The organism is Geobacillus sp. FSL W8-1251, from assembly GCF_038005945.1.
Lineage (GTDB): Bacteria > Bacillota > Bacilli > Bacillales > Anoxybacillaceae > Geobacillus > Geobacillus stearothermophilus.
In genome coordinates this window covers 1,441,487-1,458,047 of sequence record NZ_JBBOUF010000001.1, presented here as the reverse complement: position 1 = coordinate 1,458,047, position 16,561 = coordinate 1,441,487, and the positions used below count along the sequence as shown (strand labels likewise).

General features: G+C 47.8%; 13 protein-coding genes and 1 pseudogene. 12 read left to right on the top strand and 2 right to left on the bottom strand.

The genetic code is table 11. The features are described 5' to 3' along the window. Window positions 1-2 precede the first annotated feature (2 nt). The 9 genes from NSS88_RS07620 to NSS88_RS07580 all read left to right on the top strand — a co-directional run bounded on the left by NSS88_RS07620 (window position 3) and on the right by NSS88_RS07580 (window position 9,992). The gene (locus tag NSS88_RS07620; protein ID WP_015375695.1) at window positions 3-1,136 is read left to right on the top strand and encodes an IS4-like element IS5377 family transposase; all 1,134 of its coding nucleotides are present in this window, start codon (window positions 3-5) and stop codon (window positions 1,134-1,136) included. A 67-nt stretch (window positions 1,137-1,203) separates the two neighbouring features. Continuing rightward, window positions 1,204-2,145, top strand: coding sequence for a restriction endonuclease subunit S (locus NSS88_RS07615; protein ID WP_445297960.1), 942 nt, complete (start codon window positions 1,204-1,206; stop codon window positions 2,143-2,145). A gap of 2 nt (window positions 2,146-2,147) precedes the next feature. Continuing rightward, window positions 2,148-4,352, top strand: coding sequence for a type I restriction endonuclease subunit R (locus NSS88_RS07610; RefSeq protein WP_339239948.1), 2,205 nt, complete (start codon window positions 2,148-2,150; stop codon window positions 4,350-4,352). 73 nt (window positions 4,353-4,425) lie between these two features. Next, entirely contained in the window at window positions 4,426-4,971 is a 546-nt protein-coding gene (locus tag NSS88_RS07605; RefSeq protein WP_033011705.1) for a DUF6431 domain-containing protein, read from the top strand. Window positions 4,972-5,123: 152 nt separating this feature from the next. Beyond that, entirely contained in the window at window positions 5,124-6,377 is a 1,254-nt protein-coding gene (locus NSS88_RS07600; protein WP_094239815.1) for an IS481 family transposase, read from the top strand. Continuing rightward, a complete protein-coding gene (locus NSS88_RS07595; protein WP_064213564.1) occupies window positions 6,370-7,170 on the top strand; it encodes an ExeA family protein in 801 nt (266 codons plus the stop codon). The genes NSS88_RS07600 and NSS88_RS07595 overlap by 8 nt, the downstream gene beginning before the upstream one ends. A 367-nt stretch (window positions 7,171-7,537) precedes the next feature. Then, complete coding sequence (locus NSS88_RS07590) at window positions 7,538-7,696, top strand: hypothetical protein (RefSeq protein WP_155734043.1); 159 nt, start codon at window positions 7,538-7,540, stop codon at window positions 7,694-7,696. An 848-nt stretch (window positions 7,697-8,544) separates the two neighbouring features. Next, window positions 8,545-9,102 (top strand): cupin domain-containing protein, encoded by a 558-nt coding sequence (locus NSS88_RS07585; protein ID WP_049625088.1) that lies wholly within the window; start codon window positions 8,545-8,547, stop codon window positions 9,100-9,102. A gap of 167 nt (window positions 9,103-9,269) precedes the next feature. Continuing rightward, window positions 9,270-9,992, top strand: a complete 723-nt coding sequence (locus NSS88_RS07580) for a DUF817 domain-containing protein (protein WP_049625087.1) — start codon at window positions 9,270-9,272, stop codon at window positions 9,990-9,992. Here the strand turns inward: NSS88_RS07580 and NSS88_RS07575 are convergent. Together NSS88_RS07575 and NSS88_RS07570 are read right to left on the bottom strand one after the other, a co-directional pair. Beyond that, window positions 9,961-10,713: a TatD family hydrolase gene (locus NSS88_RS07575; RefSeq protein ID WP_049625085.1), complete on the bottom strand. Its 753-nt coding sequence runs from the start codon at window positions 10,711-10,713 to the stop codon at window positions 9,961-9,963. The two genes, NSS88_RS07580 and NSS88_RS07575, sit on opposite strands and share 32 nt — an antisense overlap. A gap of 49 nt (window positions 10,714-10,762) precedes the next feature. Next, window positions 10,763-12,136 (bottom strand): sigma-54 interaction domain-containing protein, encoded by a 1,374-nt coding sequence (locus NSS88_RS07570; RefSeq protein WP_341083868.1) that lies wholly within the window; start codon window positions 12,134-12,136, stop codon window positions 10,763-10,765. Window positions 12,137-12,420: 284 nt separating this feature from the next. Between NSS88_RS07570 and NSS88_RS07565 the strand changes: the two are divergent. The 3 genes and pseudogenes from NSS88_RS07565 to NSS88_RS07555 all read left to right on the top strand — a co-directional run. After that, window positions 12,421-13,258: pseudogene (locus tag NSS88_RS07565) on the top strand (amino acid permease); the annotation flags it as partial. A 451-nt stretch (window positions 13,259-13,709) separates the two neighbouring features. Beyond that, window positions 13,710-15,257 (top strand): L-glutamate gamma-semialdehyde dehydrogenase, encoded by a 1,548-nt coding sequence (gene pruA / locus NSS88_RS07560; RefSeq protein ID WP_033016502.1) that lies wholly within the window; start codon window positions 13,710-13,712, stop codon window positions 15,255-15,257. A gap of 70 nt (window positions 15,258-15,327) precedes the next feature. After that, the gene (locus NSS88_RS07555) at window positions 15,328-16,536 is read left to right on the top strand and encodes an ornithine--oxo-acid transaminase (RefSeq protein WP_121678234.1); all 1,209 of its coding nucleotides are present in this window, start codon (window positions 15,328-15,330) and stop codon (window positions 16,534-16,536) included. Window positions 16,537-16,561 lie beyond the last annotated feature (25 nt).

The window sequence follows — 16,561 nt, the reverse complement described above, 5'->3', positions numbered from 1 at the left end:
CTATGAACAAGCATACCACACTCCCGAATTTGATGCAAAAACTTGTTTCGGATGAAGAGATTCAACTGATTGCCGAAGCGGTTGGGTATCGTGATTCGTCTCGAACCTTTACGTTGCGCGAGTTGATTCACTTCTTCCTGCTGGCCGCCATGCATCAATGGAAAAGCTTTCGCCACGGAGCCGATGTGGGGCCTCTGTATGGATTGCCGCGATTCCATTATTCCACAGTATCCAAGAAAGCGAAAGAAGTTCCCTATGACATCATGAAACGCTTGTTGGCGTTGATCATTTCCAAGTGCAACCGCCAAACCCGCCGTTCGCTTCGGTTTCCCAAACCGCTTCGGGTGGTGGATTCGACGACCGTCACGGTCGGGAAAAACCGCCTCCCATGGGCTCCGTATCACGGCGAACGCGCCGGAGTGAAGCTGCACGTCGCGTATTCGCCGGAATCCTCGTTGCCGGCAGACGTGGTGGAAACCATCGGACTGCGTCATGATGGCCCGGTGGGAGAACAGTTGACGAACGCTCAACAAGTGCTCGTGGAAGACCGGGCGTATTTCAAAATCGAACGCCTCGATCGATTTGTGGAGCAGCATCAGCTCTTTGTCATTCGGATGAAGGACAACATCGAACTTCATCAGAAAAAAAGCTTGAAACGCCTTTCCAGCACATCCTCATCGGTTCAAGCCGACTTCACGTGCCAGTTGGGAACGAAACAATGCCGCTCCACCAAGCGTCACCGGGTGGTGATCTTTCGAGATGCGAATGGCCGCGACATTCGGGTCGTGACGAACCTCTTCCATGCGTCTGCGGAAACCATTGCCGACATGTACCAACAACGTTGGACTGTTGAGGTCTTTTTCCGTTGGGTGAAGCAATATCTGAATGTCCCGACCTTGTTTGGCACGACGGAAAATGCGGTATACAACCAACTGTTTGCGGCGTTCATCGCGTATGTGTTGCTGCGATGGCTGTATGATCAAACCAAAAAACAGACGAACGTCTCTCTTTCCTTCATTTCGTTCGTTCGCCGTTTTTTCTCTGGGCAGCTTCCTCTCGATTGGAAATCCGGGATGGCCGCTGCTTTGTTTGAGTATGCCCAAATTTATGGAAGGCGTATGTATAATTTTGGATAATCAACACTCGTGAAAACAAGATATAGTTTGTTCAACTGAATTTGTCCCATTTTATCCGAAAAAAATAATGGGCAAATACCTGTATTATATTCTAAGCAATAGTAAATTAGCTGATTATTATAATTCGTTTGTAAAATCAGCAACTAATAGCCATCAAAGGGTAGAACCAGCAATAATATCAAAGACGAAAATCCCAGTCCCGCCATTAGATGAACAGAGGTTAATTGCAGATTTCTTGGATTATAAAACATCTCAAATTGACGTTATCATCAAAGGAAAAGAACGACTCATTGAGCTCCTTCAAGAACAGCGCCAAGCCATCATCACCGAAGCAGTCACGAAAGGATTATCGCCAGAAACAACTAAGATGAAGGATTCAGGGATTGAATGGCTTGGAGAAGTACCTGAGCATTGGGAAATCAAAAAAATAAAATATTTATTTAAGCAGATTGATGAGAGAAATAATTCGGAAGACGCTGAATTATTATCTCTTTATACTGATATAGGTGTCAAACCAAGAAAAGAACTAGAACAGAAGGGAAATAAAGCACAAACCGTTATTGATTACAAAATTGTTAAGAAGAATGACATTGTTGTTAATAAATTATTAGCATGGATGGGGGCAATTTCAATTTCAGATTACGAAGGGGTTTGTAGCCCAGATTATGATGTTTACAGAAAAATAGATGAAGAAATTGAACCAAGATTTTATCACTATTATTTTAGATCTCATTATTTCAAAGGTGATTGCTATAGGTTTGGAAAAGGAATTATGATGATGAGATGGCGAATATATCCAGAACAATTTAAATCAATTTTTGTAGTAAAACCACCTTATGATGAACAAGTACAAATTGTAAACTATGTTGAAAGAATATATACAGAATATGAAAATTTAATTGAAGCAATAAATAATCAAATAAAGAAGTTGCATGAATTTCGAGAATCTTTAATTTATGAAGCCGTTACCGGAAAAATCGATGTTCGTGGATTTCGAAAGGGGGAATAAACATGACCGTCGATCATCGTGAAGTGGCTTTTGAATCAGCGATAGAACATGTATTACTTCAGCAGGGTTATCTGAAAGGTAATCCTGCTGAATTTAATCCTTATTTAGGGCTATTTCCAACCAGATTAATCAATTTTATTAAAGATACACAGCCAAAGGCTTGGGAAGCGCTTGAAACGATTTATGGGGCAAATGTTGAAAATAGTTTTCTTACATCCCTTACAAGAGCAATTAAAACGCATCCAAAAGGATTAATTGGTTTATTGCGTGATAGTGCTAAGGGTAAATATAAAGACCGCGGTATTCCAATAAGATTATTCTTTTTAAAACCAGACAATGATTTAAATCCAGATGCAGTAGCTAATTATCATAAAAATCGATTAACGATTACACGACAAGTGAAATACAGCACAAAAAGTAATGAATCCATTGATGTGGTAATTGATTTGAATGGATTTCCAATTATCACAATGGAATTAAAAAATCATTTAACTGGTCAATCCTATGAAGATGCTATTGAACAATACAAAGACCGAGATCCAAACGAGCCGATCTTTTTGTTTAATCAGCGCTCTCTCGTTCATTTTGCAGTCGACCCAGATGAAGTTCATATGACAACAGAATTAAAAAAAGAAAAGACGTACTTTTTACCATTCAATAAAGGATATGAATACGGTAAAGGAAATCCGCCACACCCATCTGGATATAAAACTTCGTATCTTTGGGAAGAAATTTTACAAAAAGATAGCTTATTTGATGTTTTACAAAACTTTATCGAGCTAAAAATTGAAAAAGACAAAAAGAATAAGAAAAAAAATAAAAAACAATTAATTTTCCCTCGTTTTCATCAATTGGATGCTGTAAGGAAAATTGTAGATGATGTATTAGCAAATGGTCCAGGAAAACGCTATTTAATTCAACATTCTGCAGGAAGCGGAAAGAGTAACACGATCGCATGGCTTTCCTATCGACTAGCATCACTAGCAGACGCCAAAGGTAATGTCATTTTTAATACGGTTATTGTAATTACCGATCGAGTTGTTTTAGATGAACAAATTCAAGATACTATTCGCCAATTTGATTCCACTCCAGGCTTTGTTGCTTATATCGATAAAGATTCTAACCAGTTAGCTGAAGCTTTAAGTAAAGGATCTAAAATTATTGTAACAACCCTTCAAAAATTCCCGTTTGTGATCGAGAAAATTCAATCGATGCCTGAAGATGCAACATATGCCATCATTATGGATGAAGCTCATAGTTCTCAAACAGGGATAACTGCCAGAAAAATGAAGGATATTCTATCCTACAAAAATTTAAACCAAGCAGCCGAAGCAGATGCTCTTGAAGAAAGCGATGAGCCGGATATTGATGATCAGATTGCTAGCATTTTATCGGCTTATAAAAGAAAACAAAACTTAAGCTTATTCGCATTTACAGCGACACCAAAGAAAAAAACATTAGAGATGTTTGGGCAAATAAATGAAGAAGGAAAACCTGAACCATTCCATCTGTATTCCATGCGCCAAGCTATTGAAGAAGGTTTTATTTTAGATGTGTTAAAAAATTACGTTACATACGAAACATATTTTAAAATATGCAAAGCAATCAATGATGATCCAGAAGTAGAAAAGAAAACGACCATGAAGGGAATTGCTCGTTTTGTATCATTGCATCCGACTAACTTATCTCAAAAGGCAGAAATAATCATTGAACATTTTCGAAACTTTACTCGCCATAAAATTGGCGGTAAAGCAAAAGCGATGGTTGTCACAAGCTCACGTCTTCATGCGAAACGATACATGGATGCATTCCAAGAGTATCTAAAGAAAAAGAATTATAAAGATTTATATGTATTAGTTGCTTTTTCAGGAAAAGTACATGATGAAGAATTAGGCGAAACAAAAACGGAATCAGAAATGAACGGGTTCCCTGAATCCCAAACGAAGTCTAAATTTGAAGAAGATGATTATAAAATCATGATTGTGGCGGACAAATACCAAACAGGTTTTGATCAACCACTTCTTCATACAATGTACGTTGATAAAAAATTATCAGGCGTCAAAGCGGTACAAACGCTATCGCGATTAAATCGTACACATCCTGAAAAACACGATACATTTGTGCTTGATGTAAATTATCACTTTATTTCGGAACAAAAGAGACATTTTTTTGCACATTCCTTCAGAAAGCCCTCTCCCCTTTTCTGAAAGAATGTGCTAAATTTTTTGTGAATTATTTCGGAAGAGAAAATCCATCGGTTCATAGGAGGGGGAGGAGGACGTGATCCAATTTCATGACTTTGGCATTGACGTCCAAACGTATGCAGAGCGTGGAAAAGAAAACGACTTCCCTCTTCTGAAAAAGTGTCCGCATTGCCGGGCCAAGCGCCCGTTGCACCGCCACGGTTACTATGAGCGAAACGCATTGACCCCACATGGTGATTATCGCATTTGGATTGTCCGGTATCGCTGTCGGGAATGCTTGAAGACGGTGAGTGTGCTGCCTTCCTTTCTCCTCCCGTATTTTCAGTATACGTTGTCCGCCATATGGCAAGTCGTGAAAGAGCAGTTGGGATTGACCGAAAGGACGAACCAGGCTCCGTTTCTCCCGACAAAGGACGGCATCATCTTTTATGTCCGACGGTTCTACCGAAACCTATCAAGCCTTCACAGCTTTTTTGCGAGGCGGTGGAGGATCATAGGCCCTATCGTGAAAAAAGAAAAGGAACGGGCTTCTTGGTGGATCCAGACGTTAGAGGAACACGGTCTTGATTCGGCCATCAGAGAGATGTGGGAGGGCGGATTCCGACACCCTTTTGCGAATTAAATGGGATCCTGATTTTACATACATACCCTAAATTGGAAATAGTTTCGGTTCCCACAAACCTTTCCTATCGACGGAGAAAAAGCAATTCGGTACGATAAGGGCAGACGGACCGGAACGGTCCTGATTCCAAGTGAGACAAGGAGGAGATTTGAATGAATGAGTCGATGAGACACGACATTGCCCTGTTTCGGTACGGGCTAATCGCTCCGTTGGTGAATGGGCAGGTGGAACCGAAGACGTATCTGAAAGAGGTGAGCGAGCGAGTGCACCATGTTCCCCACCAGGGAGACAAACGAATCGCAGCCAAGACGATCCTCGATTGGTGCACCCGATACAAAAAAGGGGGCTTTGACGCCTTAAAGCCGAAGCGCCGTTCGGACCGCGGCCACTCAAGGCGTCTGTCGCCCGATGATGAGGATCATATTTTAGCCCTAAGAAAAGAACATCCCACCATGCCCGTGACGGTGTTCTACGAACACCTGATCGAGCAGGGGGAAATCCCAGAAAATCATACCTCTTACTTTACTATATACCGATTGTTGAAAAAACACAACCTGGTGGGAAAAGAAATCTTGCCGATGCCGGAGCGAAAGCGTTTTGCGTATGACCAGATCAATGAGCTATGGCAAGGGGACTTATCCCATGGACCCACGATTCGCGTCCATGGGAAAGCCCAGAAAACGTTTTTGATCGCGTATATCGATGACTGCTCGCGGTTAGTGCCATATGCCCAATTTTTCCCTTCGGAGAAGTTTGACGGGCTGCGGATCGTCACGAAGGAAGCGGTGCTTCGTTGCGGGAAGCCGAAACGCATTTACTCGGACAACGGGAAAATTTATCGGTCCGAGGTGCTGCAGTATGCGTGCGCCGAGATGGGGATTACACTCATCCACACCCAGCCGTATGACCCGCAAAGCAAGGGAAAAATCGAACGGTTCTTCCGCACCGTACAGACACGGTTTTATCCACTGTTGGAGCTGAATCCGCCGAAATCGCTTGACGAGTTGAACGAGCGTTTTTGGAAGTGGCTTGAAGAGGAGTATCATCGAAAACCGCACGCCTCACTGGACGGAAAAACGCCGCATGAGGTGTTTCAATCGCAAGTGCATCTCGTGTCGTTCATCGAAGATGGCGATTGGCTGGATGCGATTTTTCTGAAACGGGAGCACCGCAAGGTGAAAGCCGATGGCACAATCACCCTGAATAAACAGCTATACGAAGTGCCGCCTCGGTTCATTGGGCAATCGATTGAGCTCCGCTATGACGAACGAGGCGTCTATGTGTACGAAGAGGGCAAACGGGTGGCGGAAGCCATTCGGGTGCGTTTGGAGGACAATGCCTATGTAAAACGCCATCGGTCCCCGTTTGCGGCGATTCCGGCGAAGGAGGGAGAACACGGTGTATAAATCGTTTTACTCCCTTTCGCGGGAGCCGTTTGCGAAAGAAACAGACCCGTCCGAGGCGTATCAAGGGGCGTCATTTCAGGAAGCGTTGCGGGCGCTGGAGTACGTGAAACGAACCCGGGGGATCGGGCTGTTGATCGGAGAGCCGGGGGCGGGCAAGACGTTCGCCCTTCGGGCGCTGAAAGAGTCATTGAATCCATCATTGTATCATGTCGTCTACTTTCCGTTATCCACCGGAGGCGTGATGGATTTTTACCGTGGACTGGCCTTGGGATTAGGAGAGGAACCGAAGTACCGCAAGGTAGACCTCTTCCGCCAAATCCAGCAGGCGATCGAGCGATTGTATCATGAACGGCGGATCACGCCGGTGTTCATTTTGGATGAGATGCATTTAGCGAAGGATGCATTTTTACAGGACATCGCGATCTTGTTCAACTTTGAGATGGATTCGACCAACCCATTTGTCTTGATTTTGGCCGGGCTGCCCCATTTACAGGGGAAGCTGCGGCTCAATCAGCACCGCCCTCTCGACCAGCGGATCATCATGCGATACCGGATGGGGCCGCTGGAGAAGGAAGAGGTGGCGGGCTACATCGAACATCGGATGAAACAGGCCGGGGCGAAGCATCCGATCTTCACCCCATCGGCGTTAGAGGCGATTGCCCTGCAGTCGCGGGGATGGCCTCGGGTGATCAACACGTTGGCCACGACGTGCCTGTTATACGGGTATCAGCTGAAAAAGGACGCCATTGACGAAGAAGTGGTGCGCATGGCCGCAGAGGAAATGGGGTATTAGCACGAAAGGGGCCGAATCGGCCTCTTTTGTGCTTTCTCTTTTCCATAGGTCCATCAGGCGCGCTGGAAATCTTCATCTGAAAGAGCGTGCAAACGTTCCGAAAGAATGTGCAAAATCCGGAACAATCCGCAAAAATTTTGCACATTATTTCCGAATCCGCCTGAAATAATTTGAAAAAGGGATTCTGAAATAATGTGCTAGTTTACAGCAATATAAAAGAAATATTTCAGGTTTCAATGGAGCACAATTTCATGGAGACAATGTCAATTTTGGGGACAATGTAAAACAAGAGAAAACCATAAACTATGGTTTAACAGAACAAATTTTTAAGGAATTATTATCTGAAATTAAAAATATTGCTGACGAGATGCAACGCGAACAGGCTGAGCATTTCGCCAATGAACTGAAAGTCGCCATCGAAAAAAATGATATTGAAAAAGCAAAGAAATTATATGGCTGGTTGGAGAAAATATTAACAAATTCCGCATCATTATTAACACTCGGAACAACCTTTGGTTTGATTTAAAAAATTATTGAGTAACGAAGAAGTTTAACGACCTATTCAAAGGTCGTTTTTAATTTGTACATACAGAATTGATTATGATCACGAAAAATCATTGTTACAACCATGATGTTCGGTTACCAACTTTATTTTTTATTCGAAATTACAATGCTTAATGATCAGTTACCAACTTTAATAAAAGACGTACTACTTTAACAAAGTAAAGAAACCTTGGAATAAAAGAACTATTGGTTACCAACTTTATTTTTCACTAACAGCTGTTGTTGAGTGACAAAAAAAGCCTTATACTCGCGATCGTATCGAAGCGAAACAAATTCAATTCAGTTTGATTGGCAACGAGGATGGGATTCCAATTAGGGAGAAGGAAATAGGATTGAAGGGAATCGAGAAAGGTACCTAAAGGTGCTTTTCTCGATTTTTTATTTGGAGCCAAAAGAGGAGAAATGGATCGTGAATGTTAGTTAATTGATCAAGCAAGGCTTAGCAAAGAGATAAATTAGAATCGAAACAAAAATTTTACATATAAGGGGGTTTATTAAGATAAAAAATATGGTATAATTTACAAAAAATGAATTCAATATGTTGCATTGAAACTCCTTCCGAAGTCGAGAAAAAGGAAAAACCCCTTTATATTCAAGGGGTTTTTCTAGTTTTGTAGGGAATTGTTGAATGCAACATAATATCTATAAGGATCTAACCTGTTCGGGTTTCATGGCGGCGAATGGCCACCGCTTTTTGAGGGTTTCTTTTCCTCGCGATGTTTCCGTTTGCCCGTGTGCTCTTGTCACGCCAGACTGAGCCATTGCATAAGATAGTGGCAGATTCCAAGTGTGAGGAGAGTGAACAGGCAATTGAATCCGAATTACGTCCATCCGTATATTAGCACTCAGTGGCCCTACCCGATGTCCAGTTACTTCCCCCCTCATTATGGCTGGTGGAGCTGGTCACCGTATGCTTATGGTATGCTACAACATGCAAGGAACGACAGGTTTCCTTCCATCAAATTGAGAGATTACGGCGGAAAACCGTTCGTTGTCAATATTGAGAGAGCCGCCGAGCAAAATCAAAATTTCCGAACCGCATTATGGACAGGAAAACATTTGCAAGTGACGTTGATGAGCATTGAGGTAGGAGGAGATATCGGACTGGAAGTTCATCCGAATGTGGACCAGTTTATTCGTATTGAACAAGGACAGGGTCTTGTGCAGATGGGGGAACGAAAAGACCGTCTGGATTTTGAAAGAAGAGTGTCCGAAGATGACGCGATCATGATTCCAGCTGGGACGTGGCATAATGTGACCAATATAGGGCATGTTCCCTTGAAGCTATATTCCATTTATGCTCCGCCCGAGCATCCGTTTGGCACGGTTCACAGGACGAAAGCCGAGGCCATGGCCGATGATCGGTGACTGATTTGGCAGTTTCGTTGGAAACCAGAGTTATGTCAGGTTTTCAATTGATTATGGGAAAAAGTAGCCGCAGAGCCCTTCGTCAGGGGTGTTCTGCGGTTTTTGCTTTCAAACGAGGGGTGCCGCCTGCAACATTTAGGGGTTCGTTTGGCAGAACGTCGCGGCTGATCAAAGCGTTTGTGCAGCTTGTTCGCTTCGGTTGGGCGCAGGCGCAATCTTGCGTGTTTCCGGTTGTCATTTTTGCCTCATTGGCGCTGACGAAGATCGCGCCGCTTCCGCTATTGCCGCGGTATGATTGGCTGCTTGTTATTTGCCTGCTCATGCAATGGTGGATGGTGCGGTCAGGGATGGAAACGCGGGATGAACTCAAAGTGATCACCTTGTTCCACGTCATTGGACTTGCGCTCGAGCTGTTTAAAGTGCGCATGGGTTCGTGGTCGTATCCGGAAGAGGGGTATACGAAAATCTTTGGCGTGCCCTTGTACAGCGGCTTTATGTATGCGAGCGTCGCCAGCTATCTTTGCCAGGCGTGGCGAAGGCTGAAGGTGGAGTTGGTGCAATGGCCGCCGTTTTGGATGGTCGTTCCTCTCGCTTCGGCGATTTACTTGAATTTTTTCACCCACCATTATTGGGTGGACGTTCGTTGGTGGCTCTCAAGCCTCGTCATGCTTGTCTTTTGGCGGTCATGGGTGACGTATGAGGTCGGGGGAATCCGCTACCGGATGCCGTTTGTTTTGTCGTTTTTGCTGATCGGATTTTTCATCTGGATCGCGGAAAACATCGCCACCTTTTTTGGCGCTTGGCAATATCCAAACCAGGCGAAGGCGTGGAGCCTTGTTCATCGTACGATAAGGAAGATCAACCGTAAAGCCGTTTTGTGTTCGCCGTGATCATGGTTTTGACTTGTTCGATATCTCGGCCATAGTGTGCCGCCACGGCTCGCGCGGAGTCCAATAGCCATAACGGCGTCGTCAGTTTTCCGGCAAACGGGCCTGCAAACGGCCATGGGCCATCGGTTTCAAGGAGCAGCTGCTCGATGGGAACGAGGGATAACAGCTGCTTGTCGCGCTCGCGGTAGCACACTTCCGGCGTGACGGAGATGTAGTAGCCGCATTGGACGATTTGTTTGACCACGGCAGGCTCGGCCTTCAGCCAGTGGAAATGGGCGTGTCGTACGCCAGCTTGCTGCAAGATGGCCAAGGCGGTTTCGGCGCGGTCGTAGACGGCGTGAAGGGCGAGCGGCAAGGAAGCATCCGCGGCGATGGCCGCGATTTCGGTTAATCGTTCTTGATACGCGGGCAGCTTGGCGCATGCTTCCGCTGAATAGTATGGCAGCCCGACTTCGCCGATGGCGGCGAGCAGCGGCCGCTCTTGCTTGACAAGCTCTGTCCATTCGTTCCAATCGGCTTCGCTTGGCAGCGGTTGCTCGGGATGAAAACCGATGGCGGCGTAGACGAAGGAAGGGAATCGCTGTTTCAACTCGAGCGTTCGGCAGCTGGAGCGCAAATCGGTGGATACGGCGACGACGCCGGTGATGCCCGCTTCTTGCCAACGGTTGATTTGTTCATCGATGTCCGTGTACTGGTCGAGATGAATATGAGCGTCGATCATCCACAGCGACCTCCCCTGTCCTTTTGGCCGTACGATCGCCAACTGCAGCTTATCCCCATTCCTTATCAATCTGGTACTTGCGGATGCGGTATTGCAAGTTTTGTCGGCTTAAGCCGAGCGCTTTGGCCGTTTTGGTGATGTTGAAGCCGTGATGCTGCAGCGCCTTGCGGATGTAGTAAATTTCGACTTCTTCCATGTATTTGTCAAGAGGCAAAATGTCTTCCGTATCAAATAAAAAGTCCGTTTTCGTTTCGTCGGGCGCCAGCTTGGCTCGAAAAGGGGCAGGCAGATGGGCGAGGGTGATGGTTTGTTCTTGTTCCATCGTCGCCATCGTTTCCAACATGACGGCCTCAAGCTCGCGCACGTTGCCGGGCCAGCTGTAAGCAAGAAACGCCTCTTGCACGTCATCGCCGAGTCCTTCGACATGTAGGCCATAGCGCTCGTTGCCTTGACGGATGAAATGGATAGCGAGCGGCAAAATGTCCTCTTTCCGTTCGCGCAACGGCGGCAGGACGATGCAGTGGACGGCAATTTGGTAGTAAAGCGATTTGATCAATTCTCCGTTTTGGACCGCGTCAATCGGGTCGCCGCTTGTCGAGGCGATGAGGCGAACGTCCGCACGAACCGGTTCTTGGCCATGGGCGCGGACAAACTGTTTTTCTTGCAGGAAACGGGCGAGTTTTTGTTGAAGCGGCAGGCTTAACGAGTCAATATCGTCAAGCAGGACGGTGCCGCCGTCCGCTTGTTCAAACAAGCCGGGCTGGATCTCGCCGCCTTCTTCGCTGCCAAACAGCATCGTTTCCATCCAATCGTCCGGAAGCGACAGGCACGTTTGCGCAAAAAACGGCTTGGCCCGCCGTTCGCTTTCATGGTGAATGCAGGAAGCGAGCAAGTCTTTTCCTGTCCCTTTCTCCCCAATGAGCAGCACAGGCGCTTCCGAGCGGGCGGCATGACGCGCAAGGCGGATGGCCTTTTGCATCGCTTCGCTTTGGCTGATGATATCGGCAAACGTGCGGCTGGCTTCCTTGCGTTGGTGGTGTTCTTGGATCAGTTTGCGGAACTTCGTGATGTCTTTGGCGATTTCCACGGCGCCGATGATGCGCCCGTCTTTTTGCAGCGGGTGTGTTTGATTGACCGTTGTCACGGCTTGTCCTTTGTTATTGAAATAGGTTTGCTGCTTGTTCAGAATGCTTTCACCGGTGCGCAGCGCTTCAAGCAATGTGCTCGGCTGCTCCGGGTTGAAGCGGAAGACGTCCAAAATGTTTTTATCGAGCACGTCCTCGATGTTCATACCCTCGATGTCCCGCATTTTTCGGTTGTAAATGACGGTTTTCCCATGTTGATCGACGGCATGGACGCCAAGGTCAATCAGTTCGAGAATTTGCTCATACATTGATAAAAGCGTTTCCATATCCCGGTTCACGATCAGCACCTCTCTTTTTTGTATTATAGCATAAGGCGGACGGGAGACAGGAAGGAAAGAAAGATGTGAAAAATTTTTTTGCTAAATATATTGAAAATAGACAAAAATAGTTCCATAATAAAGTTATAGTTTATTATAAATTGACAAATAGATTTGCAGTAAGGGAGGTTCTGTTCCCTTTCTCGGAATGTAAGCGGTTGCGAAATCGATCATAGAGAGGGGAGAGTTTTCGGGTGCAACCCGTGCAAGAACTGAAACGAGAGCTAAAAAGCAGGCATTGATTTATGATCGCGCTAGGTGGGGTGATCGGCACCGGTTTGTTTTTAGGATCGGGTTATACGATTCATGAGGCGGGGCCAGGCGGGGCCGTCGTTGCGTATACAGCCCGATCCGTTTTTCCCGAATTTTACTGATCATGGCGGATTGTTTCCAAACGGGTTTTGGGCCATCTTTACGACGATGATCCTCGTGAACTTTTCGTTCCAGGGGACGGAATTGGTCGGCGTGGCGGCAGGGGAAAGCCGCGAGCCGGAAAAAACGGTGCCGGTTGCGTTGCGCAACACCGTATGGCGCATTTTGATCTTCTTTATTTTGGCCATTTTTGTGCTGGGTGGTTAGTTTCCGTGGGAGAAAGCCGGCGTTGTGGAAAGCCCGTTTGTTGAGGTGTTTGACAACATTGGCATTCCGTATGCAGCCGATATCATGAATTTTGTCATCATTACCGCGGTGCTGTCGGTGGCCAACTCAGGGTTATACGCGACGTCGCGCGTCCTCTGGTCGATGTCGCGCCAAGGCATGGTCAGTCCGTTTTTCAGCAAGCTATCGAAACGCGGTGTGCCGATCAACGCACTTATTGCCAGCATTGCCATCGGCTGCTTGTCGCTTTTGTGCAGCATTTACGCTGAAGATACAGTGTACGTTTGGCTGACGGCGATCGCGGGATTTGGCGCCGTCACGGTGTGGGCTTCCATCGCGCTGTCCAGCTATTTTGGACGAAAAGCGTTTTTGCGTGAAGGCGGCGATGTGCGCGATCTGAAATACCGGACGCCGTTGTATCCGTTCGTGCCGCTCGCGGCGTTTGTGTTGAATATGGCGACGATCATCGGGCTGGCGTTTATTCCATATAGATGCAACGAAGAAGTTTAACATATCCTTGACGGAAAAGCGGTTTGTCCATTTTCGACTGTCGAAGGCAAGCCATAGGCTTGCCCCGTCACGCCAAGGCGTGACGGAAGACCGAACAACCACCTGCTTCACAGACCCATATATGGGTCTGTGAAGCGGCGTTGTTCGGTCGCCTGACAGTCGATAAAAGCTGCAAATGGTAAATCTTCAAATTGCATCTATACAGATCAACGGATCGCTCTTTACTGCGGCATTCCGTTTTTGCTCGCTTGCTACGTGACTACCACCTTGTGGCGAAAAAACGGGTTCAGCCCCTAGCCGCAGAAAAAGGGGAGCTCAAGGCGCCAAGTAAAAATCATTGAAAAAAGCCATAATCATTTGCATAATATAACTATGAAACCGTTTTATAACGAAAAATTTTTTTGCCTTTAAAAAGGAGGATGACGAAATGGTGCAGCCGTACAGACACGAACCGCTCACAGATTTTACCGTGGAAGCAAACCGCGAGGCGTTTTTAGCAGCGCTCAAAAAAGTGGAATCGGAGCTTGGGCGCGATTATCCGCTTGTGATCGGCGGCGAGCGGGTGATGACGGAAGACAAAATCACGTCGATCAATCCAGCGAACAAAGCGGAAGTCATCGGCCGGGTGGCGAAAGCGACCAAAGAGCTGGCGGAGCGGGCGATGAAAACCGCTGATGAGGCGTTTCGCACTTGGAGCCGGACGAGCCCGGAAGCGCGGGCCGATATTTTGTTCCGGGCGGCGGCGATCGTGCGCCGGCGCAAGCACGAGTTTTCCGCTTGGCTGGTGAAAGAAGCGGGCAAACCGTGGCGTGAAGCGGACGCCGATACCGCGGAAGCGATCGACTTTATGGAATATTACGGACGGCAAATGCTGAAGCTGAAAGACGGCATTCCGGTTGAGAGCCGTCCGGGGGAAACGAACCGGTTTTTCTACATTCCGCTTGGCGTCGGGGTTGTCATTTCGCCGTGGAACTTCCCGTTTGCCATTATGGCCGGAACGACGGTCGCTTCGCTTGTCACGGGCAATACGGTGCTGTTGAAACCGGCAAGCGCAACGCCGGTCGTGGCGTATAAATTTGTGGAAGTGTTGGAAGAAGCGGGGCTTCCGGCTGGTGTGTTGAACTATATTCCGGGCAGCGGAGCCGAAGTCGGGGATTATCTCGTCGACCATCCGCGCACACGATTTATCAGCTTCACCGGATCGCGGGATGTCGGCATCCGCATTTATGAGCGGGCGGCGAAAGTGCACCCAGGGCAAATTTGGCTGAAACGCGTCATCGCGGAAATGGGCGGCAAAGACGGCATCATTGTCGATAAAGAAGCGGACCTCGAACTGGCGGCGCAATCGATCGTGGCGTCGGCGTTTGGCTACTCTGGGCAAAAATGTTCGGCGTGCTCGCGCGCCATTATCGTCGAAGATGTGTATGACCAAGTGTTGAATCGCGTTGTCGAGCTGACGAAGCAGCTCAACGTCGGCGATCCGGCGGAGCAAGCGACGTTTATGGGACCTGTCATCGACCAAGGGGCGTACAACAAAATTATGGAGTATATCGAAATCGGCAAGCAGGAAGGCCGTCTCATGACCGGCGGGGAAGGAGACGACTCGAAAGGGTTCTTCATCCAGCCGACCGTGTTTGCGGATGTCGACCCGAACGCGCGCATCATGCAGGAGGAAATTTTCGGACCGGTCGTGGCGTTTGCGAAAGCGCGCGACTTTGACCATGCGCTTGAGATTGCGAACAACACCGAATACGGTCTGACAGGAGCCGTCATCTCGCGCAATCGGGCGAATCTTGAAAAAGCGCGGCACGAGTTCCATGTCGGCAACTTGTACTTCAACCGCGGCTGCACAGGGGCGATCGTCGGGTATCATCCGTTTGGCGGCTTCAACATGTCAGGCACTGACTCGAAAGCGGGCGGCCCGGACTATTTGATCCTCCATATGCAAGCGAAAACCGTATCGGAAATGTTTTAAACCAAAAAAGGGCGGCGGCGTCCGCCCTTTTATAGCGAAGAAACGCAGATAAGGAAAGGAGCGGTTGATGATGGCTACGAAGTCCGAACAGCTCATTGAACAGACGGAGCGATACGGAGCACGAAATTATCATCCATTGCCGATTGTCATTTCGGAAGCGGAAGGGGTATGGGTGAAAGACCCGGAAGGCAACCGCTATATGGACATGTTAAGCGCCTATTCGGCCGTCAACCAAGGACATCGTCATCCGAAAATTGTGGAGGCGTTGAAGCGGCAAGCTGACCGCGTCACGCTCACATCGCGCGCCTTCCATAACGACCAGCTCGGCCCATGGTACGAAAAAGTGTGCCGGCTGACGAAAAAAGAGATGGTGCTGCCGATGAACACCGGCGCCGAGGCGGTAGAAACGGCGCTCAAGGCGGCGCGCCGCTGGGCGTATGACGTGAAAGGCGTCCCTGACAATCAGGCGGAAATCATCGTTTGTGAAGGCAATTTCCATGGCCGGACGCTCGCCGCGGTGTCGTTGTCGTCCGAACCGGCTTATAAACGCGGTTTTGGTCCGCTTTTGCCCGGGGTGAAAATCATCCCGTACGGGGATATCGAAGCGCTCAAGGCAGCGATGACACCGAATACGGCGGCGTTTCTTGTCGAACCAATCCAAGGGGAAGCCGGCATCCGCATCCCGCCGCAAGGCTTTTTAAAAGCGGCCTATGACGTGTGCAAAGAACACAACGTGTTGTTCATCGCCGATGAAATCCAAACCGGGCTAGGACGGACGGGGAAGTTGTTTGCTTGCGACTGGGAAAATGTTGTGCCTGATATGTATATTTTAGGGAAAGCATTGGGCGGCGGGGTGTTCCCGATTTCGTGCGTCGTCGCCAACCGCGACATTTTGTTGGTGTTTGAACCGGGCTCGCACGGGTCGACGTTCGGCGGCAATCCGCTCGCTTGCGCGGTGTCGATCGCGGCGCTTGAGGTGATCGAAGAAGAGCGGCTGGCGGAGCGGTCGCTTGAGCTTGGCGAATATTTTTTGGCAAAGTTAAAGCAAATCGAAAACAAGGACATTAAAGAAATCCGCGGCCGCGGCTTGTTTATCGGCGTCGAGCTGCATGGACCGGCGCGTCCGTATTGCGAAACGCTGAAAGAACAAGGGCTGCTTTGCAAGGAGACGCATGAGACGGTCATCCGTTTTGCGCCGCCGCTCATTATTACGAAAGAAGAGCTCGACTGGGCGATTGAGCGGATTGTAAAGGTGCTGTCCCAACCGGCTGCGGTTTAAAAAAGTGGAAAAAAGGTGTCCCGAA